The organism is Streptomyces sp. NPDC006385 (assembly GCF_040612485.1).
Lineage (GTDB): Bacteria > Actinomycetota > Actinomycetes > Streptomycetales > Streptomycetaceae > Streptomyces.
On sequence record NZ_JBEXQG010000063.1, the window covers coordinates 1 to 17,355 of the forward strand.

Below are 17,355 nucleotides of genomic sequence, written 5' to 3' on the forward strand. Positions count from 1 at the left end.
GGCCGCCACGGGCGGGGCCGGCGGGGCGGCCGGGGGCTGCGTGGCGGGCTGCGGCGGGGCTACGGGGGCGGCCGGGGCCGGTTCCTCGACCGTGACGCCGAAGTCGGTGGCGATGCCGGCCAGGCCGTTGGCGTAGCCCTGGCCGACCGCGCGGGCCTTCCAGGCGCCGTTGCGCAGATAGATCTCCACGATCACCAGTGCCGTCTCGGTGCCGAGCTGCGGGGGCGTGAAGGTGGCCAGGACGCTGTTGTCGTCCGCGTTGCGGATGGTGGCCGTCGGTTCGATGCCCTGGAAGGTCTGGCCGGCGGCGTCCGGGCTGGCGGTGACGACGATCTTCTCGATGCCGGGCGGGACGGCCGCGGTGTCCACGATGATCGCGTCGGGCGCGGAGCCCCCGCCCGAGCGGTGCGTCACGCCCGGTCCGCTCGGTTGGTTGTAGAAGATGAAGTCGTCGTCGGAGCGCACCTTGCCGTCGGCGGTGAGCAGCAGGCCCGATACGTCGAGCCGCACCGGGGCGGCGACGTCCACCGTCACGCGGGCGGCGGAGAGAGGGATGTTCGAGCCGGGGGTCATAGCTGTCATGCCCGGAAGAACGAGCGAGCCCGCTTTACCGTTCCCTTACCCTGGGGCCAATCGGGTCGGTGTTCCGAGGTCCTGCGCACAGGTGGCGCCGTCGTCCGCCGAGGAGGATGCGTGCATCCCAGTCCCCTGCTGGTCGTTCCCGCGGCGCTGTGGAGCACGGCCGCCCTCGTGGCGGTGATCGCGGCGATGGCGGCGACGGCCGTCTCCTACGCGGCAGCACTGCGCGGCCGCCCCTTCCCCGCTGGGCCGGCATGACCTTCGCCGCCACGGGTGCCGCCCTCTACGGTTCGCTGCCGATATGACCCCCTGCCCGACGGTCGTCATGACGGCCGTGCCGTCGGGCAGGAGGCGGCGGCGCTACGGGACCACCACGATCTTCCGGCCCACCCCGGACGCGAACTGCTCCAGCGCCTCGGGGTAGCGCTCCAGCGGGATCCGGTCGCTGATGAAGACCTCCGGGTCGAGGACGCCGTTCGCGAAGAGTTCCGCCGCGCGCTCGAAGCTGTGCAGGACCGCCATCGAACCGGTGATGGTGATCTCCTGGTTGTAGATGCGGTACGGGTCGATCGTCACCCGCGTCGCGTAGTCCGCCACCCCGAACTGCAGGAATGTGCCCGCCTTCGCCACCCGGTCCAGGCCGTCCTGGATCGCCGCCGCGTTCCCCGTCGCGTCGACCACCAGGTCCCAGCCCTGCGGCCGGTCCAGCTCGTCGGGGTCGGCAGCGGACGCCGAGACCCCCAGCCGCCGTGCCGTCTCCAACCGCGCCGGGTTCACGTCCACCACGTCCACGCTCGCCGCACCCGTCCGCTTGGCCAGCTCCAGCATCATCAGGCCCATCGTCCCCGAGCCGTAGATCAGCACATGGGCGCCCAGCCTCGACCGCAGGACGTCGTAGCCGCGAACCGCGCACGACAACGGCTCCACCAGCGCCGCGTCCTGCGTGCGGACATGCTCCGGCAGCTTCACGCAGTTCGCCACCGGGGCGAGCGCGTACCGCGCCGCGCCGCCGGCCGTCGTCACGCCGATCGCCGCCCATCGCTCGCACAGGTTGTTGTGGCCGGTGCGGCAGTAGCGGCACTCGTAGCAGTACAGGGACGGGTCGACCGCGACCCGGTCGCCTACCGACAGCTCGGTGACCTGCGTGCCGACCCCGACCACCTCGCCCGCGAACTCGTGCCCGGGCACGATCGGCAGCTTCGGCGCGAACTCGCCCTGGAGGATGTGGAGATCGGTGCCGCAGAGGCCGCAGGCCGCGACCTCGACCACGACCTCCCTCGGACCCGGCGTCGGATCCGGGACCTCCGCCACGACGGCCTTGCCCACGGACTCGATGACGGCGGCCTTCATTTCACGGCTCCCAACGACAGGCCCTGGACCAGCTTGTCCTGGGCGGCGAACCCCGCGGCGAGCACCGGCAGGGAGATGACGAGCGACGCGGCGCACACCTTCGCCAGGAACAGGCCCTGGCTGGTGATGAAGCCGGTCAGGAAGACGGGGGCGGTCTCCGCCACCACGCCGGTCAGCACGCGGGCGAACAGCAGCTCGTTCCAGCTGAAGATGAAGCAGATCAGGGCGGTCGCGGCGATGCCGGGGAGGGCTATCGGGGCCACGACGCGGGTCAGGATCGTCGGCAGCCTCGCGCCGTCCACCCGCGCCGCCTCGATGATCGCGACCGGGATCTCGGCCAGGAAGGACTGCATCATCCACACCGCGATCGGCAGGTTCATGGAGGTGTAGAGGATGACCAGCAGCCAGATGTTGTCGAGCATGCCGGTGTTCTTGGCGAACAGGTACAGCGGCAGCAGGCCCGCCACGGCCGGCAGCATCTTCGTCGACAGGAAGAAGAACAGGACGTCCGTCCACTTCCGTACCGGGCGGATCGACAGGGCATACGCCGCCGGGAGGGCGAGGACCAGCACGAACAGCGTCGACGCCATCGACGCCACCGTCGAGTTGATCAGCGCCGGCCAGGGGCTCGCGCCGCCGCCCGCGCCGAAGAACTCGCGGTAGCCGTCCAGCGTCAGCGAGGCGGCGAAGGACGGCGGGTTGGTCGCCGCGTCCTGTTCGGAGTGGAAGGACGTCAGGGCCATCCACGCGATGGGCAGGAAGAACACGATCCCGAGCAGCCAGGCGACCAGGCCGAGGCCGACTCCCTTGCGCCGGCTGCGAAGCCGTACGGCCAGTGCACTCATGCGCGCGACACCTCCTCGCGGAACAGGGACGACACCACGCGCAGCGCGAAGGTCGCGATGATGATCGAGCCGATGACCACCAGGACGCCCGCGGCCGAGGCGAGGCCGTTCTCATGGGCCTGGTAGAAGCTCTGGTAGACGGTGTAGGGGAGGTTGGCGGTGCCGAGGCCGCCGGACGTGATCGTGAAGACCGCGTCGAAGTTCTGGACGATGTGGATCGAGCCGAGCAGGGCGCCGAGTTCGAGGTAGCGGCGCAGATGCGGCAGCGTCAGGTGGCGGAAGATCTGCCAGTCGCTCGCGCCGTCGACGCGGGCCGCCTCGATCTGCTCGTGGTCGCGGCTCTGGAGGCCGGCCAGCAGGATCAGCATCATGAACGGCGTCCACTGCCAGACGAGGGACGCCTCGACCGCGAGCAGCGGGGTGGTGGAGATCCAGTCCGGCTGTGGGCCGCCCACATAGTGCAACAACCCGTTGAACAGGCCGTATTCGGGGTTGTAGAGCACATGCTTCCAGAGGAGGGCGGCGGCCACCGGGACCACCAGGAACGGTGCGATCAGCAGGGTGCGGACCACGCCCCGGCCCTTGAACCTCCGGTCCAGGAGCAGTGCCAGGACCAGGCCGAGGACCAGACTGGCCAGCACCACCGCGGCCGTGAGCAGCACGGTCGTCCACACCGAGTGGCGCAGGTCCGCGTCGGTGAGGACCTCCCGGTAGTTGTCGACGCCGGCGAATTGGCGGGCGTCCGGGTAGAGGGAGTTCCAGTCGAAGAAGGAGATCACCAGCGTGGCCACGAACGGCAGCTGGGTCACCACGATCATGAAGATGAGGGCGGGCAGCAAGGGGGCCCGGGTCGCCCAGGCGCGCAGCCGGGCGGAGGGCGGACGGGTGGTGCGTACGGGAGTCGTGGCCACGGGGGCCGTGGTGGTCGCTGTCATCGCCCCTCGTACTCCTCGGAGATCTTCTCGGCGAGCTGCTGTGACTTCTTCAGGGCCGACTCGACGGACTGGCGTCCGGCGATGGCCGCGCTGATCTCCTGGGAGACCTTGGTGCCGAGGTCGGTGAACTCGGGGATGCCGACGAACTGGATGCCGGGCGCGGGTCGCGGCTGGACGCCGGGGTCGTTCGGGCGGGCGCCCTCGATGGCCTCCTTGGTCATCTCCTGGAAGGCGGCCGCCTCCTTGCGGTACGCGGGGTTGGCATAGGTGGAGGCGCGCTTGCCGGCCGGGACGTCGGACCAGCCGATCTCGTCGCCGACGAGCTGCTCGTACTGCTTGCCGGACGCCCAGGACACGAACTTCCAGGCTTTGTCGGGGTTGCGGGACGCCTGCTGGATGCCCCAGGCCCAGGTGTAGAGCCAGCCGGAGGACTCCGTCTTCTCGACGGGCGCGGGCGCGTAGCCGACCTTGCCCTTGACCGGGGAGTTCGCCGACTCCAGGGAGCCGGCGGCGGAGGTGGCGTCGTACCACATGGCGACCTTGCCCTGGGTCATGTTGTTCAGGCACTCGGCGAAGCCGGACTGGGCCGCTCCCGACTCACCGTGCTCGCGTACGAGATCGACGTAGAACTTCGTCGCCTTCTCCCACTCGGGGGAGTCCAGTCGCGCCTTCCAGTCCTTGTCGAACCAGGTGCCGCCGAAGGTGTTCACGACGGTGGTGAGCGGGGCCATCACCTCGCCCCAGCCGGGCAGTCCGCGCAGGCAGATGCCCTTCATGCCCGGCTCGGCGCCGTCCGTCTTCGCGGCGAGGTCCGCCACCTGCTGCCAGGTGGGGTGCGCGGGCATGGTCAGGCCCTCCTTCTCGAACACGTCCTTGCGGTACATCAGGAAGGACGACTCGCCGTAGAAGGGCTGGCCGTAGAGCTTGCCGTCGTCGCCGGTCAGGGACTGGCGCATCGGCTTGAGGACGTCCTGCTCGTCGTACGCCGGGTCCCCGGCGACGTAGGAGTTCATCTCCTTCAGCCAGCCGTTGCGGGCGTAGATCGGTATCTCGTAGTTGGAGAGCGTGGCCACGTCGTACTGGCCCGCCTGGTTGGCGAAGTCCTGGCTGATCTTGTCGCGGACGTCGTTCTCGGGCAGGACGGTGAAGTTGACCTTGATGCCGGTCTCTTCGGTGAAGCGGGGGGCGAGTTTCTGCAGCGCGGTCATCTGGGGGTTGTTGACCATCAGGACGTTGATCGAGTCGCCGCCCGACCCCGCCCCGCCGGCTCCGACCCAGCAGCCGGAGAGCAGCGGGGCGAGCAGCGTCCCTGCGGCGGCCGCGGCGAGCGTGGCTCGCGGTGGCCGTCGTCGGCTCTGGGTTCGCATGGATCGCTCCTGGACGTATGGGGAGATAAGGGGCACTCTCCGGCGTGGACGTGCCCTACGGGGGACGTGGGTGGGGTTGTTCAGACGCGGATGACCTGGGGGCCCAGCAGTGCGTAGCGATGCGCCTCGGCCGCCGGCAGCAGCGTGCTCGTCACGATCGCCTCCAGCGCGCCGACCTGCGCGAACCGGCAGAAGCTGACCGCTCCGAACTTGGTGTGCACGCCCGCGAAGACCGTGCGGCGCGCGGCCCGGACGGCCTGCGCCTTGACCTCGCTGACCGCGGGGTCGGGGGTGGTGAGGCCGTGCTCGCGGGAGATGCCGTTGGCGCCGATGAACGCCAGGTCGATGACGAAACCGGACAGCATCTTCGTCGTCCAGTGGTCGACCGTGGCGAGCGTGCCGGCCCGCACCCGCCCGCCGAGCAGCAGCACGCTGACGTGGTCGGCCTCGGCGAGGGCGCCCGCGACCGGCAGGGACGCGGTGACGACGGTGAGCGGCCGGTCCATGGGCAGGGACTCGGCGATGAGCTGGGGGGTGAAGCCCTCGTCGACGAAGACCGTCTCGGCGTCCCCGAGCAGCTCGGCCGCGGCGGCCGCGATCCGGCGCTTCTCCGGGACATGACTGGTGGCGCGGAAGGCGAGCGTCGTCTCGAACCCGGCGCTCTCCACGGGATAGGCGCCGCCATGGGTACGGCGGAGCAGGCCGTGGTCCTCCAGGACGCGCAGATCCCGTCGTACCGTCTCCTTGGCCACGCCCAGGTCGGCGGCGAGCGCGGTGACGTCGACCGAGCCGTCGCGACGCGCGGCCAGCACGATCTCGCGCTGGCGTTCTTCCGCCGTTCTCGTGCTCATGCCGACACCTGCCTTCCGCTGTGCTGCCCGTTCGGGCCCGGTGGGGCCCATGCCGGAATTTCTACAGCGGGTGTTCGGCGCTGACCAGTGGTGTTGCGGGCCCGATGCTGCCCGTATGTGCCCGTTCACCGTGCGGTGCGCCCGCCTCGGACCTGCGCGGTTGCGGCGGCGCGGGTGGGATCGGGCGCCGCCCGTGCCCGGATACGGCGGTGGGCGGGCCCGTTCGGTGCCCGCCCGCCTCTCGCGACGACTTCTTTCGGACGGTACGCCGGGTTCTGCCGGTTCCCGAGGGGAGGGGGAGCCTCAGTACGGCCAGATCGGCGGGTCGCTCACGAAGTGGCCGCCCAGGTAGGCGTGCGCGACGTTCTCCGGATCCAGCTCGCCCTGCTCGGCGATCAGCTTCTCGGCGTACGGCTCGGAGTCGTCCCGCGGCTCGTAGCCGAGGGAGCGGGCGGTGGTCAGGTCCCACCACAGGCGCGTGTTCGCGGAGGAGCCGTAGACGACCGTGTGCTCGACGTTCTCGGCGGTCAGGGCCGCGTGGAAGAGGCGGGCGCCGTCGGCGGGGCTCATCCACACCGAGAGCATGCGGACGCTGGTCGGCTCGGGGAAGCAGGAGCCGATGCGCACGGACACCGTCTCCAGGCCGTGCTTGTCCCAGTAGAACTGCGCCAGGTCCTCGCCGAAGGACTTGGACAGGCCGTAGAAGGTGTCCGGGCGGCGCGGGGTGTCGACGGGGATGAGCGGGTCCTCGCCCCGCGGCCGGGGCGTGAAGCCCACCGCGTGGTTGGAGGAGGCGAAGACGACGCGCCCGACGCCCTCCTCGCGAGCGGCCTCGTACAGGTTGTAGGTGCCCTGGATGTTCGCCGTGAGGATCTTCTCGAACGAGGCTTCCAGGGAGATGCCGGCGAGGTGGATGATCGCGTCGACGCCCCGCACGGCCTCGCGCAGGGCCTCCTTGTCGGCGAGGTCGGCGATGATCGCGTCGGGCTCGCCGTCGATGGGGCGCAGGTCGAGCAGCCGCAGCTCGTAGCCGTAGGCCGGGAGCAGGTCCCGCATCAGGGTGCCGAGACCGCCGGCGGCGCCGGTGAGCAGAACGGTGCGGGGTGCGGGCATCCTCGGGGCTCCTTGGCTCGGCTTCGCTCGGCTGGCTCAACGACCGCATGCATGGACGGCATTCATATGCGTGGACACGCTAAGGATCGTCCGCCGATCACGTCAAGTGTCCTGCCAAGTCGGTGAATCCGCTGCTGGATCGGCGGTTTGCGCGCTTGACCGGCCTCGATCGGGCTCCATAGGCTGGCTTTGTTCAAGAATGTAGACGAGGATCAGAAACGTGAGCGCCTGCGGGGCGCAGCGCCTGTTCTAGGGAGAGCCCGTGACGTCAGTCCCCCTCGCCGCACGCCTGAGCATCCCCGGCGGGCCGCTGTTCTTCCCCGTCACCGCCTTCGGCCCCGGCGGCTCGGTCGACCTCGACACGTACCGCACCCATGTGCGCCGGGGGGTCGAGGCCGGGGCCGCCGCCGTGTTCGCGTGCTGCGGCACCGGAGAGTTCCACGCGCTGGCGCCCGAGGAGTACGAGGCGTGCGTACGGGCGGCCGTCGAGGCCGCGGCGGGACGCGTACCGGTCGTCGCGGGCGCCGGGTACGGCACCGCCCTCGCCGTGCGGTACGCGAGGCTCGCCGAGACCGCCGGGGCGGACGGGCTGCTCGCCATGCCGCCGTATCTCGTCGTCGCCGGGCAGGAGGGGCTGCTGCGGCACTACCAGGAGATCGCCGCGGCGACCGCGCTCCCCGTCGTCGTCTACCAGCGCGACAACGCCGTCTTCACCCCGGAGACGGTCGTCGAACTGGCCCGCACGGACGGCGTCATCGGCCTCAAGGACGGCCTCGGCGACCTCGACCTCATGCAGCGGATCGTCAGCGCCGTACGCACCGAGGTCCCCGGTGACTTCCTCTACTTCAACGGACTGCCGACCGCCGAGCAGACCCAGCTCGCCTACCGCGCCATCGGCGTCCCGCTCTACTCCTCCGCCGTGTTCTGCTTCGCCCCCGAGATCGCCCTCGCCTTCTACCGGGCGCTGGAGGCGGACGACGACACGACCGTCCGCCGTCTCCTGGACGGCTTCTACCGGCCGTTCGTCGACCTGCGCGCCCAGGGCCGCGGGTACGCCGTCGCCCTCGTCAAGGCGGGCGTACGGATGCGCGGACTGGACGTGGGAGAGGTGCGGCCCCCGCTGCACGAGCCGAGCGAGGATCATGTCAAGCAGCTCGCTCAGGTGATCGAGCGCGGCTACGCCCTGTTGGAGAAGGAGCCGGAGGACACCAAGTGAAGGCGTCGACATTCGTCTACCCCTGGGACGTCAACGGAGACCCGGAGGCACCCGGCAGAATCGCCGCCCTCGGCGTGCACCAGGTGACACTCGCCGCCGCCTACCACTCCACCCGCGCCCTGACCCCCCGTCACCCGCGCCACCGCATCGTCACCGCCGAACACGCGGCCGTGCTCTACCCGACGGACGACCGGTGGCGCGGCCGGGAGCTGCGCCCGTACCCGGCCGGGGACTGGGCGCCCGGCGACGCCTACGGCGAGGCGGCCGGCGCGCTCGCGGACGCCGGCCTGGAGGTGCACACCTGGGTGGTCCTCGCGCACAACTCCCGCCTCGGCGCCGAGCATCCGGACACCTCGGTCGTCAACGCCTACGGCGACCGCTACCCCTGGGCCCCCTGCATCGCCCAGCCCGCCACGCGCGCGTACCTCGTCGACCTGGCCGCCGAGGCCGCCGTACGCCCCGGAGCGCGCGGCACCGAGCTGGAGTCCCTCGGCTGGTACGGGCTCCAGCATCTGCACGCCCACGACAAGACGGCCGGGGTCCCGCTCGGGGACGCCGGGCAGTACCTGATGGCGCTGTGCTTCTGCCCGACCTGCGAGGAGGGCTACGGCGCCCAGGGCCTGGACGGCGACGAGCTGGCGGCCGCCGTACGCGCCGCCCTCGAACCGCTGTGGCAGGCCGCGGTCGCCGACGAGGGCTGGGCCGGGGTCGAGAAGCTGCTCGGCGAGTCGACCGCGGCGGCCACGCGCGCGTGGCGTGACGCGACCGCCCGTACGCTCCAGGAGGCGGCGGTCGCCGCGGTCCGGGCGGCCGCGCCCGACGGTTTCCAGGTGCTGCTGCACGCCGACCCGGTGCCGTACCACTGCGGGGCGAACGCGGGCGTCGATCCCGCGCACATCCTGTCCGTCGCGGACGGCGTGGTCGTGCCGTGCGCGGGCGGGCCCGGGCTGCTGACGCCCTTCGCCGAGCAGGCCCGCGAGGGCGCGGTCGTCGCCGCCAACTTCGGTGTGGTGTCCGGGATGGGTGGCAGCCCGGCCACGCTGGCGTCGGACGCGGCACGCGCGCGTGAGCTGGGGGCCACCGAAATGCGGCTCTATCACGCCGGGTTGGCGTCGGACGGCGACTTGGCGGCGGTGCGGGAGGCGCTGGCCGGCCGCTGAAGGGGCGGCAGCGCGGTCGCCAGCCAGGCGAGGCCGGTCACGGCCGACAGCACCCGTACGTCGAGCAGTTCGACCAGCGCCGCCCCCGTGGCCAGCCCGATGACGTTCGGTGTGAAGACGAGGGTGTTGGCCGTGGCGGCCGTACGGCCGAGCAGATCGTCCGGTGTCTCGCGCTGCACGGCGGTTAGGGTGGCGATGAGCACGCAGGGCAGGCCCGCGCCGACCGCCGCGCTCGCGACGAGGGCCACCGGATCGGACGGGATCGCCCTCAGCCCCGCCGCGATGGCCGTCAGCGCGATGCCGCAGGCGGCGAAGCGGCGATCGCCGAGGCGGCGCAGGGCGGGGCCGGAGAGCAGGCCGATCACCAGCGAACCGGCGCCCTGCACGGCGTACAGCACACCGGCGTACGCGGGGGCGTGCCCGAGGCCGTCGATGACGGCGTAGGTCAACGCACCGTTGAGGCCGGCGAACAGCATGGTGGCGCCGCCGGCCAGGACCAGGGGGCGCAGCCGGGGGTGCGACCACAGGTAGCGGGCGCCCTGGGCGGTCTGCGCGCGCCAGGTGACCGTGGGGCGCTCCGGCTTGCTCTCGCGGACGCGCAGGCAGGCGTACAGACCGGTGGCGGCCACGAAGGTGGCGGCATCGAGGACGGCGACGCTCGCGCCGCCGTACGCGGCGTAGACGCCCGCCCCTGCCAGCGGGGCGAGGAGTTTCATGCCCTCACTGGCCGTCATGCGCAGCCCGTTGAAGTCCCCGAGCAGGGGCGCGGGAACGGCGCCCGCGACCAGGGCCGACTCGGCCGCGTCATGGACGACGCCTGCCGCGCCGTACACGAACAGGACCGCGAAGAGGAGCCAGACGCGGTCCGGGGAGTCGACGGTGACGAGGGCGAGCAGAAGGGCGGCCAGGAGCAGGTTCGCGCCGATCAGCAGCGGTTTGCGGCGGGTGCGGTCGGCGAGCGTGCCGAGGAGCGGGCCGGCCAGGGTGGGCGCCCACATGGCGAGCATGCACAGCGCGGCCAGGCCGTCGGACCCGGTGAGGTCCTTGACCCAGACGCCGGACACCAGCCACAGCGCCGAGGTGCCGAAGCCGGAGATCAGGACTCCGGAGAGGCAGAGGCGGGCGTTGCGGTCGCGCAGGATGCGGGGGAGGGCCCAGGTGGTGATCGTCATGCCGCACCATCGTGCGGCTAAGGACGGGGCGCGGGGATGGGGGAAGTGCCTTAGAAGGCGCCTTGCTCGGGCTGTGCGCCCTGAGGCGTGCGGGGGGGGGCTTACCGGCGTGCGGCGGGGTGAACAGAAGGTCAATTTCCTGTGTGCGAACGTAATGTGATCCTGACTCGGGTGGGTGGATTCGGGTAACGTTCAACAAACAGGCGCTCGCGGTGATCAAGTGAACCGCGGCCGGACAGGACTCGAAGGAGGCAATGGTGTTCGATCTCCGGGCCGAGGCGGAAATGAGGCTGTTCTCGGAAAGGACGGCCAGGGAACTCGCTCTGCGGAAGCAGCGGGAAGAGGGCGTCGAGTCCGAAAAGCCCACGACCACGGAGACGACGGCCCCCCTTGCCGTGGAGCCGGTCGGCTGACCCGGGTCTCCCCTTGCGATGACGGCCCGTCGGATTCCCCGGCGGGCCGTTCGGCTTGTCGCCGATGAGTTTCGCCGTCCCCGTCGGTCCACCTCTCAGGAACCCATCCATGAGGAGCCGGCACATGACCGACAACGCGACCCTCGACCTCGGACCGCAGGCCCATATCGTGGCCCGCCTCGCGGACGGCGTCACCGATGATCAGCTCTCGGCGCCGACGCCCTGTCCGGGCATGGCGGTGCGCAACCTGCTGGGCCACCTGCTCGGGCTGTCCGTCGCCTTCCGTGACGCCGGCCGCAAGGACCTGGGCCCCACGACCGACACCAGCCCGGAGGCCGCCGTACCGGACATCGGCCCGGGCTGGCGCGAGGAGCTGCCCAAGGTGTTGACGGAGCTGGGCGAGGTGTGGCGCGACCCGGCCGCGTGGACCGGTGAGACCCGCGCGGGCGGCGTGCCGCTGACCGGCGCGGAGGCGGGCACCGTCGCGGTGGACGAGCTGGTGATCCACGGCTGGGACCTGGCCCGGTCGACCGGTCAGGAGTACGAGCCCGACCCGCCCGCGCTCCAGTTGGCGTACGGGATGCTCCTCGCGGCCGCCGACGACCCGAGCCGGGGCGGCATCTTCGGCCCGGTCGTGCCCGTCCCGGGGGACGCACCGCTGCTGGACCGGGCCGTGGGGCTGAGCGGGCGGGACCCCGACTGGACCCCCTGACGTGCCGCGGCCGGACACCGTGACCCTTCGCGGAGTTGCAGCGGCACACTGATCCGGCGGGGCTCAGCACGATCGCGGAGCCACCGTCACCGTGCGCGAAGGCCACCCGCCGCGCGTCCGAACCGGCGACTCGGCCGGACCGCAACTCGGCGACACCGCGACTCCGCACCCCGACTTCCTTTGTCAGAAGCATTGACGAAACAGGCGCCCCCTCCTACCTTCATCGCGTCGTACTTCGTACGTCATATATGAGACGCGATACGTGAGATCCCATACGCGAGAGCCATTTCCCGCGAAGATCCGAGAGGCGCGCATGACCTCTGTGCCCACGCCGATCCCCTCCCGCACGCAGTACGTGCTGGAGGAGATCAAACGCCGCATCCTCACCGGGCAGTTGACGCCGGGCCAGGCCCTGGTCGAGACCGAGCTCGCCGCGCAGTTCGGGGTGTCGAAGACCCCCGTGCGGGAGGCGCTCAAGACGCTGGCCGGGACCGGGCTGGTCGTGATGAGCCAGTACAAGGGCGTCACGGTGCGCATGGTGGACGCGGACATGGCGCGCGAGGTCTACGACGTGCGGCTGCTGCTGGAACCGCAGGCACTGAAGCGCTCCGTGCGGCGCGGGGCCTCCCTCGACGCCGCCCGTGACGCCCTGACCCGCGCCGACGCCGCCACCGACACCGCCGAACGGTCCCTCGCCAACCGGGAGTTCCACCGCGCCCTGTACCTGCCGTGCGGCAACCCGCTGCTCGGCCGGATGCTCGACGAGGTCCGCGACCAGGCCGCCCTCGTCTCCGCCGTCGCCTGGGCCGCCTCCCCCTCCTGGGAGCGGGAGGCCGGCGAGCACCGGGAGATCCTGCGGCTCGCGCTCGAAGGCGACGCGGACGGCGCCGCGCGCGCCCTGCACGCCCACATCGCGTCGTTCGTCGAGCGGGCCTTCCCCGACGTGACGGTCGAGGCCCAGGGAGAGGACGGTCCGGCATGACAACGACGTTCGAGACCCAGCGGGCGGCCCTGGCCGACGTGGTGGCGATCCCGGTGACCCCGTTCGCCGAGGACGGCTCCGTCGCACGGGACACCTACCGGGCCCTGCTGCGTCGCCTGCTCGACGGCGGCATCACCACCCTCACCCCCAACGGGAACACCGGCGAGTTCTACGCCCTCACCCCCGAGGAGCGCCGGCTCGTCACCGAGCTGACCGTCGACGAGGCCGGCGACCGCGCCGTCATCCTCGTGGGCGTCGGGCACGACGTGCCGACCGCCGTCGCCTCCGCCCGGCACGCCCGCGAGCTCGGCGCCCAGATGGTCATGGTCCACCAGCCGGTCCACCCGTACGTCTCGCAGAGCGGCTGGGTCGACTACCACCGCGCCGTCGCCGAGGCCGTGCCCGAACTCGGCGTCGTGCCGTACATCCGCAACGCCCAGCTCAGCGGCGCGCGCCTCGCGGAACTCGCCGACCACTGCCCGAACGTCATCGGCGTGAAGTACGCGGTCCCGGACGCCGCGAGGTTCGCCGCCTTCGCCCGGGACGCCGGGCTGGACCGCTTCGTCTGGGTCGCCGGGCTCGCCGAGCCGTACGCCCCCTCGTACTTCTCCGCGGGCGCCACCGGCTTCACCTCCGGCCTCGTCAACGTCGCCCCGGCCGTCTCCGCCAACATGATCGAAGCGCTGCGGTCCGGGGACTACCCCGGCGCGATGAAGGTCTGGGAACAGATCCGCCGCTTCGAGGAGCTGCGCGCCGCGAACGGTTCCGCCAACAACGTCACCGTCGTCAAGGAGGCCCTCGCCTCCCTCGGCCTGTGCCGTCGTGACGTCCGCCCGCCGAGCCGGCACCTGCCCGAGGACGAGCGCGCCGAGGTCGCCGCGATAGCCGCCGGGTGGTCGATATGACCGACAGCCGGCGCATGAGCCCGCAGGAACTGCGCAGCCACCAGTGGTACGGCACCGAGGGCCAACTGCGCACCTGGTCGCACAACGCCCGTATGCGCCAGCTGGGATACGAGGCGGAGGAGTACCGGGGCCGCCCGGTGATCGCCGTCCTCAACACCTGGTCCGACATCAACCCCTGCCACGTGCACCTGCGCGAGCGTGCCGAGGCGGTCAAGCGGGGGGTGTGGCAGGCCGGGGGCTTCCCGCTCGAGTTCCCGGTCTCCACACTCTCGGAGACGTACCAGAAGCCGACCCCGATGCTCTACCGCAACCTGCTCGCGATGGAGACGGAGGAGCTGCTGCGGTCCTATCCGATCGACGCGGCGGTGCTGCTCGGCGGCTGCGACAAGTCGACGCCGGCGCTGCTGATGGGCGCGTCCTCGGCCGACGTACCGTCGATCTTCGTTCCCGCCGGGCCGATGCTGCCGGGGCACTGGCGCGGGGAGACCCTCGGGTCCGGCACCGACATGTGGAAGTACTGGGACGAGCACCGCGCGGGCAACCTGACGGACTGCGAACTGCGGGAGCTGCAGGGCGGGTTGGCGCGTTCCCCCGGGCACTGCATGACCATGGGCACCGCGTCCACGATGACCGCGGCGGCGGAGACCCTCGGTATGACGCTGCCGGGCGCCTCCTCGATCCCGGCCGTCGACTCCGGGCACGAGCGGATGGCCGCCGCCTCCGGACGCCGGGCCGTGGAGCTCGCCTGGACCGGCCTCAAGCCGTCCCGGATCCTCACCCGTGCGGCCTTCGAGGACGCCGTCACCACCGTGCTCGGGCTCTGCGGCTCCACCAACGCCGTCATCCACCTGATCGCCATGGCGGGACGGGCCGGCGTCGAGCTCACCCTGGACGACTTCGACCGCATCGCCCGCACGGTCCCCGTGCTGGCCAACGTCCGGCCCGGCGGACAGACGTACCTCATGGAGGACTTCCACTTCGCCGGCGGCCTGCCCGCCTTCCTCTCGCGGATCACCGACCTGCTCCACCTGGACCGGCCGACGGTCAACGGCACCCTGGGCGAGCAGATCGAGGGCGCCGTCGTCCACAACGACGACGTCATCCGCACCCGCGACAACCCGGTCGCGAGCGAGGGCGGGGTCGCCGTCCTGCGCGGCAACCTCTGCCCGGACGGCGCGGTCATCAAGCACATCGCCGCCGAGCGGCACCTGCTCAAGCACACCGGCCCCGCGGTCGTCTTCGACGACTACAAGACCATGCAGCGCACCATCAACGACCCGTCGCTGAACATCACCGCCGACAGCGTGCTGGTCCTGCGCAACGCCGGGCCCAAGGGCGGTCCGGGCATGCCCGAGTACGGCATGCTGCCCATCCCCGGCCACCTGCTGAAACAGGGCGTGCGGGACATGGTCCGGATCTCCGACGCCCGGATGAGCGGCACGAGCTACGGGGCGTGCGCGCTGCACGTGGCGCCCGAGTCGTATATCGGAGGACCGCTCGCCCTGGTCCGCACGGGGGACTCGATCACGCTCGACGTCGAGGCCCGCCTGCTGCAGCTCAACGTGGACGACGAGGAGCTGGAGCGCCGCAGGGCCGAGTGGACGCCGCCGCCCGCACGGTACGAGCGCGGCTACGGCGCGCTCTACAACGAACAGATCACCCAGGCCGACACCGGCTGCGACTTCGAGTTCCTGGCCCGTCCGGGCAAGGTCGCCGACCCCTACGCGGGCTGACCGGCCGTAGGACCCGGCACACCTCTGTCCAGAGAGAAAGCGCTTCCCGCACGACGCACGCACGCACCACGCACGCACGACGTACGAGAACGGAGAACAGTCATGGCCCAAGCCGCAGCCGTGGCGAAACCGCCCGCGCCACCCCGGCGGCGCCGTGCCTCCGCCACGCCGCGCAGGCTTCCATACCTGCTGATAGCCCCGGCCGCCCTGCTCATGGTGGGCTTCATCGCCTACCCCGTCATCAGCGTCTTCTACTACAGCCTGCAGGAGTACAACCCGACCAAGCCGTGGCGGAACGGATACACGGGCTTCGACAACTTCGTCCACGCCTTCACCGAGGACCCGCTGTTCTGGGACACGCTGGTCTTCAGCGCCAAGTGGGTGTTCGTCGAGGTCGGGCTCCAACTGCTGTTCGGGCTCGCGCTCGCGCTGATCGTCAACCAGACGTTCGCGGGCCGTGCGCTCGGCCGTGCGCTCGTGTTCTCCCCGTGGGCCGTCTCCGGCGTGCTCACCTCGGCGATCTGGGTGCTGCTCTACAACTCCCAGACGGGCATCACCCGTTACCTCGCCGACCTGGGCATCGGCTCCTACGGCACCAGTTGGCTGTCGGACACCTCCACCGTGTTCCCGGCGGCGATCGTCGCCGACCTGTGGCGCGGCGTGCCCTTCTTCGCGATCCTCATCCTCGCCGACCTCCAGTCCGTCTCGAAGGACCTGTACGAGGCCGCCGAGGTCGACGGGGCCAGTCGGATCAAGCAGTTCTGGCACATCACCCTGCCCCATCTGAAGGACGCCATCGTCCTGTCCACGCTGCTGCGCGCGGTGTGGGAGTTCAACAACGTCGACCTGCTCTACACGCTGACCGGCGGCGGGCCCGCGGGCGAGACCACGACGCTGCCGCTGTACATCGCCAACACCAGCGTCGAGTCCCACAACTTCGGCTACGCCTCGGCCCTGACCACGGTGGCGTTCGTGATTCTGCTGTTCTGCTCGATCGTCTATCTGCGGCTGAGCAAGTTCGGAGGTGAGGACAAGTGAGCGTCAAGGAAGCCACCATGACCGCGCCCGCCCCGATGCGCGCCGCCCCCGAACCGCCGCGTCCGACGAAGAAGAACCGCTCCTGGGACGAGGTGCCCCGCTGGCACATCTACCTGCCGCTGTCGATCTACCTGGTCTTCACGCTGATCCCCTTCTACTGGATCCTGCTGTTCTCCCTGCGCCCGGCCGGCTCGACCTCGCTCGTGCCCTGGCCGATGACCTTCGACCACTTCGAGAAGGTCTGGACGGAGCGGAGTTTTGGCACCTACTTCCAGAACAGCGTGCTGGTCGGCGTCGTCACCCTGCTGATGACGACCCTCGTCGCCCTGGCCGGCGGCTACGCCCTCGCGCGCTTCAACTTCAAGATCAAGCGTGCCTTCATGCTCGCCCTGCTGTGCTCCCAGTTCGTGCCGGGCGCGCTGCTGCTGGTCCCGCTGTTCGAGATCTTCGCCGAGTTGCAGATGATCAACTCGCTGGGCAGCGTCATCATCGCCGAGACCGTCTTCCAGCTACCGCTGTCGATGATCCTGATCAGCAACTTCATCAAGAACGTGCCGTACTCCCTGGAGGAGGCCGCCTGGGTCGACGGCTGCGACCGGTTCACGGCCTTCCGGATCATCGTCCTGCCACTGCTGCGGCCCGGTCTCATCGCCGTCGGCTCCTTCGCCTTCGTGCACTCCTGGAACCACTTCCTGTTCGCGCTGATGTTCCTCAACAACCAGGAGAAGCAGACCATCCCGGTCGGCCTCAACACCCTGATGGGCGCGGACAGCGTCGACCTGGGCGCGCTCGCCGCCGGCGGCATCATCGCGGCCGTACCCGTCGTGATCGTGTTCGCCTTCATCCAGAAGTGGCTGATCACGGGCTTCAGCGCAGGGGCGGTGAAGGGGTGAGACTCCGTCGGACCACCGTCCCCGGCGCCCTGATGACCGAGCGCCCGGTGCGACGCGCGAGAGAGGCAGGAATGCTGAGGTCCCGTCAGGT

The 17,355-nt window shown here is 70.9% G+C and carries 18 protein-coding genes; 10 read left to right on the forward strand and 8 right to left on the reverse strand.

Annotated elements, in window-relative coordinates; all coding sequences use genetic code 11:
* On the reverse strand, positions 1 to 582 hold a 582-nt coding region (locus tag ABZ078_RS33995), incomplete at its 3' end, for a TerD family protein (RefSeq protein WP_356581727.1).
* 111 nt (positions 583 to 693) lie between these two features.
* Here ABZ078_RS33995 and ABZ078_RS34000 point away from each other — a divergent pair.
* Positions 694 to 837, forward strand: coding sequence for a hypothetical protein (locus ABZ078_RS34000; RefSeq protein ID WP_356581729.1), 144 nt, complete (start codon positions 694 to 696; stop codon positions 835 to 837).
* A 102-nt stretch (positions 838 to 939) separates the two neighbouring features.
* Here the strand turns inward: ABZ078_RS34000 and ABZ078_RS34005 are convergent, their stop codons facing one another.
* From ABZ078_RS34005 to ABZ078_RS34030, 6 genes are all read right to left on the reverse strand, one after another.
* On the reverse strand, positions 940 to 1,929 hold the full coding sequence (locus ABZ078_RS34005) for a zinc-dependent alcohol dehydrogenase family protein (protein ID WP_356581730.1): 990 nt from the start codon (positions 1,927 to 1,929) through the stop codon (positions 940 to 942).
* Positions 1,926 to 2,774 carry a carbohydrate ABC transporter permease gene (locus tag ABZ078_RS34010; protein ID WP_356581732.1) on the reverse strand — a complete coding sequence of 283 codons (849 nt, stop codon included), beginning with the start codon at positions 2,772 to 2,774 and terminating at the stop codon, positions 1,926 to 1,928. The genes ABZ078_RS34005 and ABZ078_RS34010 overlap by 4 nt, the downstream gene beginning before the upstream one ends.
* Positions 2,771 to 3,709, reverse strand: coding sequence for a sugar ABC transporter permease (locus tag ABZ078_RS34015; protein ID WP_356581734.1), 939 nt, complete (start codon positions 3,707 to 3,709; stop codon positions 2,771 to 2,773). Before ABZ078_RS34015 ends, ABZ078_RS34010 begins: the two co-directional genes overlap by 4 nt.
* The gene (locus ABZ078_RS34020) at positions 3,706 to 5,076 is read right to left on the reverse strand and encodes a sugar ABC transporter substrate-binding protein (protein WP_356581736.1); all 1,371 of its coding nucleotides are present in this window, start codon (positions 5,074 to 5,076) and stop codon (positions 3,706 to 3,708) included. Before ABZ078_RS34020 ends, ABZ078_RS34015 begins: the two co-directional genes overlap by 4 nt.
* An 80-nt stretch (positions 5,077 to 5,156) precedes the next feature.
* Positions 5,157 to 5,927: a DeoR/GlpR family DNA-binding transcription regulator gene (locus ABZ078_RS34025; RefSeq protein WP_356581737.1), complete on the reverse strand. Its 771-nt coding sequence runs from the start codon at positions 5,925 to 5,927 to the stop codon at positions 5,157 to 5,159.
* 303 nt (positions 5,928 to 6,230) lie between these two features.
* A complete protein-coding gene (locus ABZ078_RS34030; RefSeq protein ID WP_356581739.1) occupies positions 6,231 to 7,040 on the reverse strand; it encodes an NAD(P)-dependent oxidoreductase in 810 nt (269 codons plus the stop codon).
* 262 nt (positions 7,041 to 7,302) lie between these two features.
* Here ABZ078_RS34030 and ABZ078_RS34035 point away from each other — a divergent pair, with 262 nt between their 5' ends.
* The gene (locus tag ABZ078_RS34035; protein ID WP_356581741.1) at positions 7,303 to 8,256 is read left to right on the forward strand and encodes a 5-dehydro-4-deoxyglucarate dehydratase; all 954 of its coding nucleotides are present in this window, start codon (positions 7,303 to 7,305) and stop codon (positions 8,254 to 8,256) included.
* Complete coding sequence (locus tag ABZ078_RS34040; protein ID WP_356581743.1) at positions 8,253 to 9,416, forward strand: hypothetical protein; 1,164 nt, start codon at positions 8,253 to 8,255, stop codon at positions 9,414 to 9,416. Before ABZ078_RS34035 ends, ABZ078_RS34040 begins: the two co-directional genes overlap by 4 nt.
* Here ABZ078_RS34040 and ABZ078_RS34045 read toward each other — a convergent pair.
* Positions 9,353 to 10,588 (reverse strand): MFS transporter, encoded by a 1,236-nt coding sequence (locus ABZ078_RS34045; RefSeq protein ID WP_356581745.1) that lies wholly within the window; start codon positions 10,586 to 10,588, stop codon positions 9,353 to 9,355. The two genes, ABZ078_RS34040 and ABZ078_RS34045, sit on opposite strands and share 64 nt — an antisense overlap.
* Before the next feature lie 254 nt (positions 10,589 to 10,842).
* Between ABZ078_RS34045 and ABZ078_RS34050 the strand changes: the two genes are divergently transcribed.
* The 7 genes from ABZ078_RS34050 to ABZ078_RS34080 all read left to right on the forward strand — a co-directional run bounded on the left by ABZ078_RS34050 (position 10,843) and on the right by ABZ078_RS34080 (position 17,264).
* The gene (locus ABZ078_RS34050; protein ID WP_356581747.1) at positions 10,843 to 11,001 is read left to right on the forward strand and encodes a hypothetical protein; all 159 of its coding nucleotides are present in this window, start codon (positions 10,843 to 10,845) and stop codon (positions 10,999 to 11,001) included.
* Between the two features lie 124 nt (positions 11,002 to 11,125).
* Entirely contained in the window at positions 11,126 to 11,713 is a 588-nt protein-coding gene (locus tag ABZ078_RS34055) for a TIGR03086 family metal-binding protein (protein WP_356581749.1), read from the forward strand.
* Between the two features lie 313 nt (positions 11,714 to 12,026).
* Positions 12,027 to 12,695, forward strand: a complete 669-nt coding sequence (locus tag ABZ078_RS34060; protein ID WP_356581750.1) for a GntR family transcriptional regulator — start codon at positions 12,027 to 12,029, stop codon at positions 12,693 to 12,695.
* Positions 12,692 to 13,600 (forward strand): dihydrodipicolinate synthase family protein, encoded by a 909-nt coding sequence (locus tag ABZ078_RS34065; protein ID WP_356581752.1) that lies wholly within the window; start codon positions 12,692 to 12,694, stop codon positions 13,598 to 13,600. The genes ABZ078_RS34060 and ABZ078_RS34065 overlap by 4 nt, the downstream gene beginning before the upstream one ends.
* On the forward strand, positions 13,597 to 15,333 hold the full coding sequence (gene araD / locus ABZ078_RS34070) for an L-arabinonate dehydratase (RefSeq protein ID WP_356581754.1): 1,737 nt from the start codon (positions 13,597 to 13,599) through the stop codon (positions 15,331 to 15,333). The genes ABZ078_RS34065 and araD overlap by 4 nt, the downstream gene beginning before the upstream one ends.
* A gap of 102 nt (positions 15,334 to 15,435) precedes the next feature.
* Positions 15,436 to 16,371: a sugar ABC transporter permease gene (locus ABZ078_RS34075; RefSeq protein WP_356581755.1), complete on the forward strand. Its 936-nt coding sequence runs from the start codon at positions 15,436 to 15,438 to the stop codon at positions 16,369 to 16,371.
* On the forward strand, positions 16,368 to 17,264 hold the full coding sequence (locus ABZ078_RS34080; RefSeq protein WP_356581757.1) for a carbohydrate ABC transporter permease: 897 nt from the start codon (positions 16,368 to 16,370) through the stop codon (positions 17,262 to 17,264). The genes ABZ078_RS34075 and ABZ078_RS34080 overlap by 4 nt, the downstream gene beginning before the upstream one ends.
* Positions 17,265 to 17,355 lie beyond the last annotated feature (91 nt).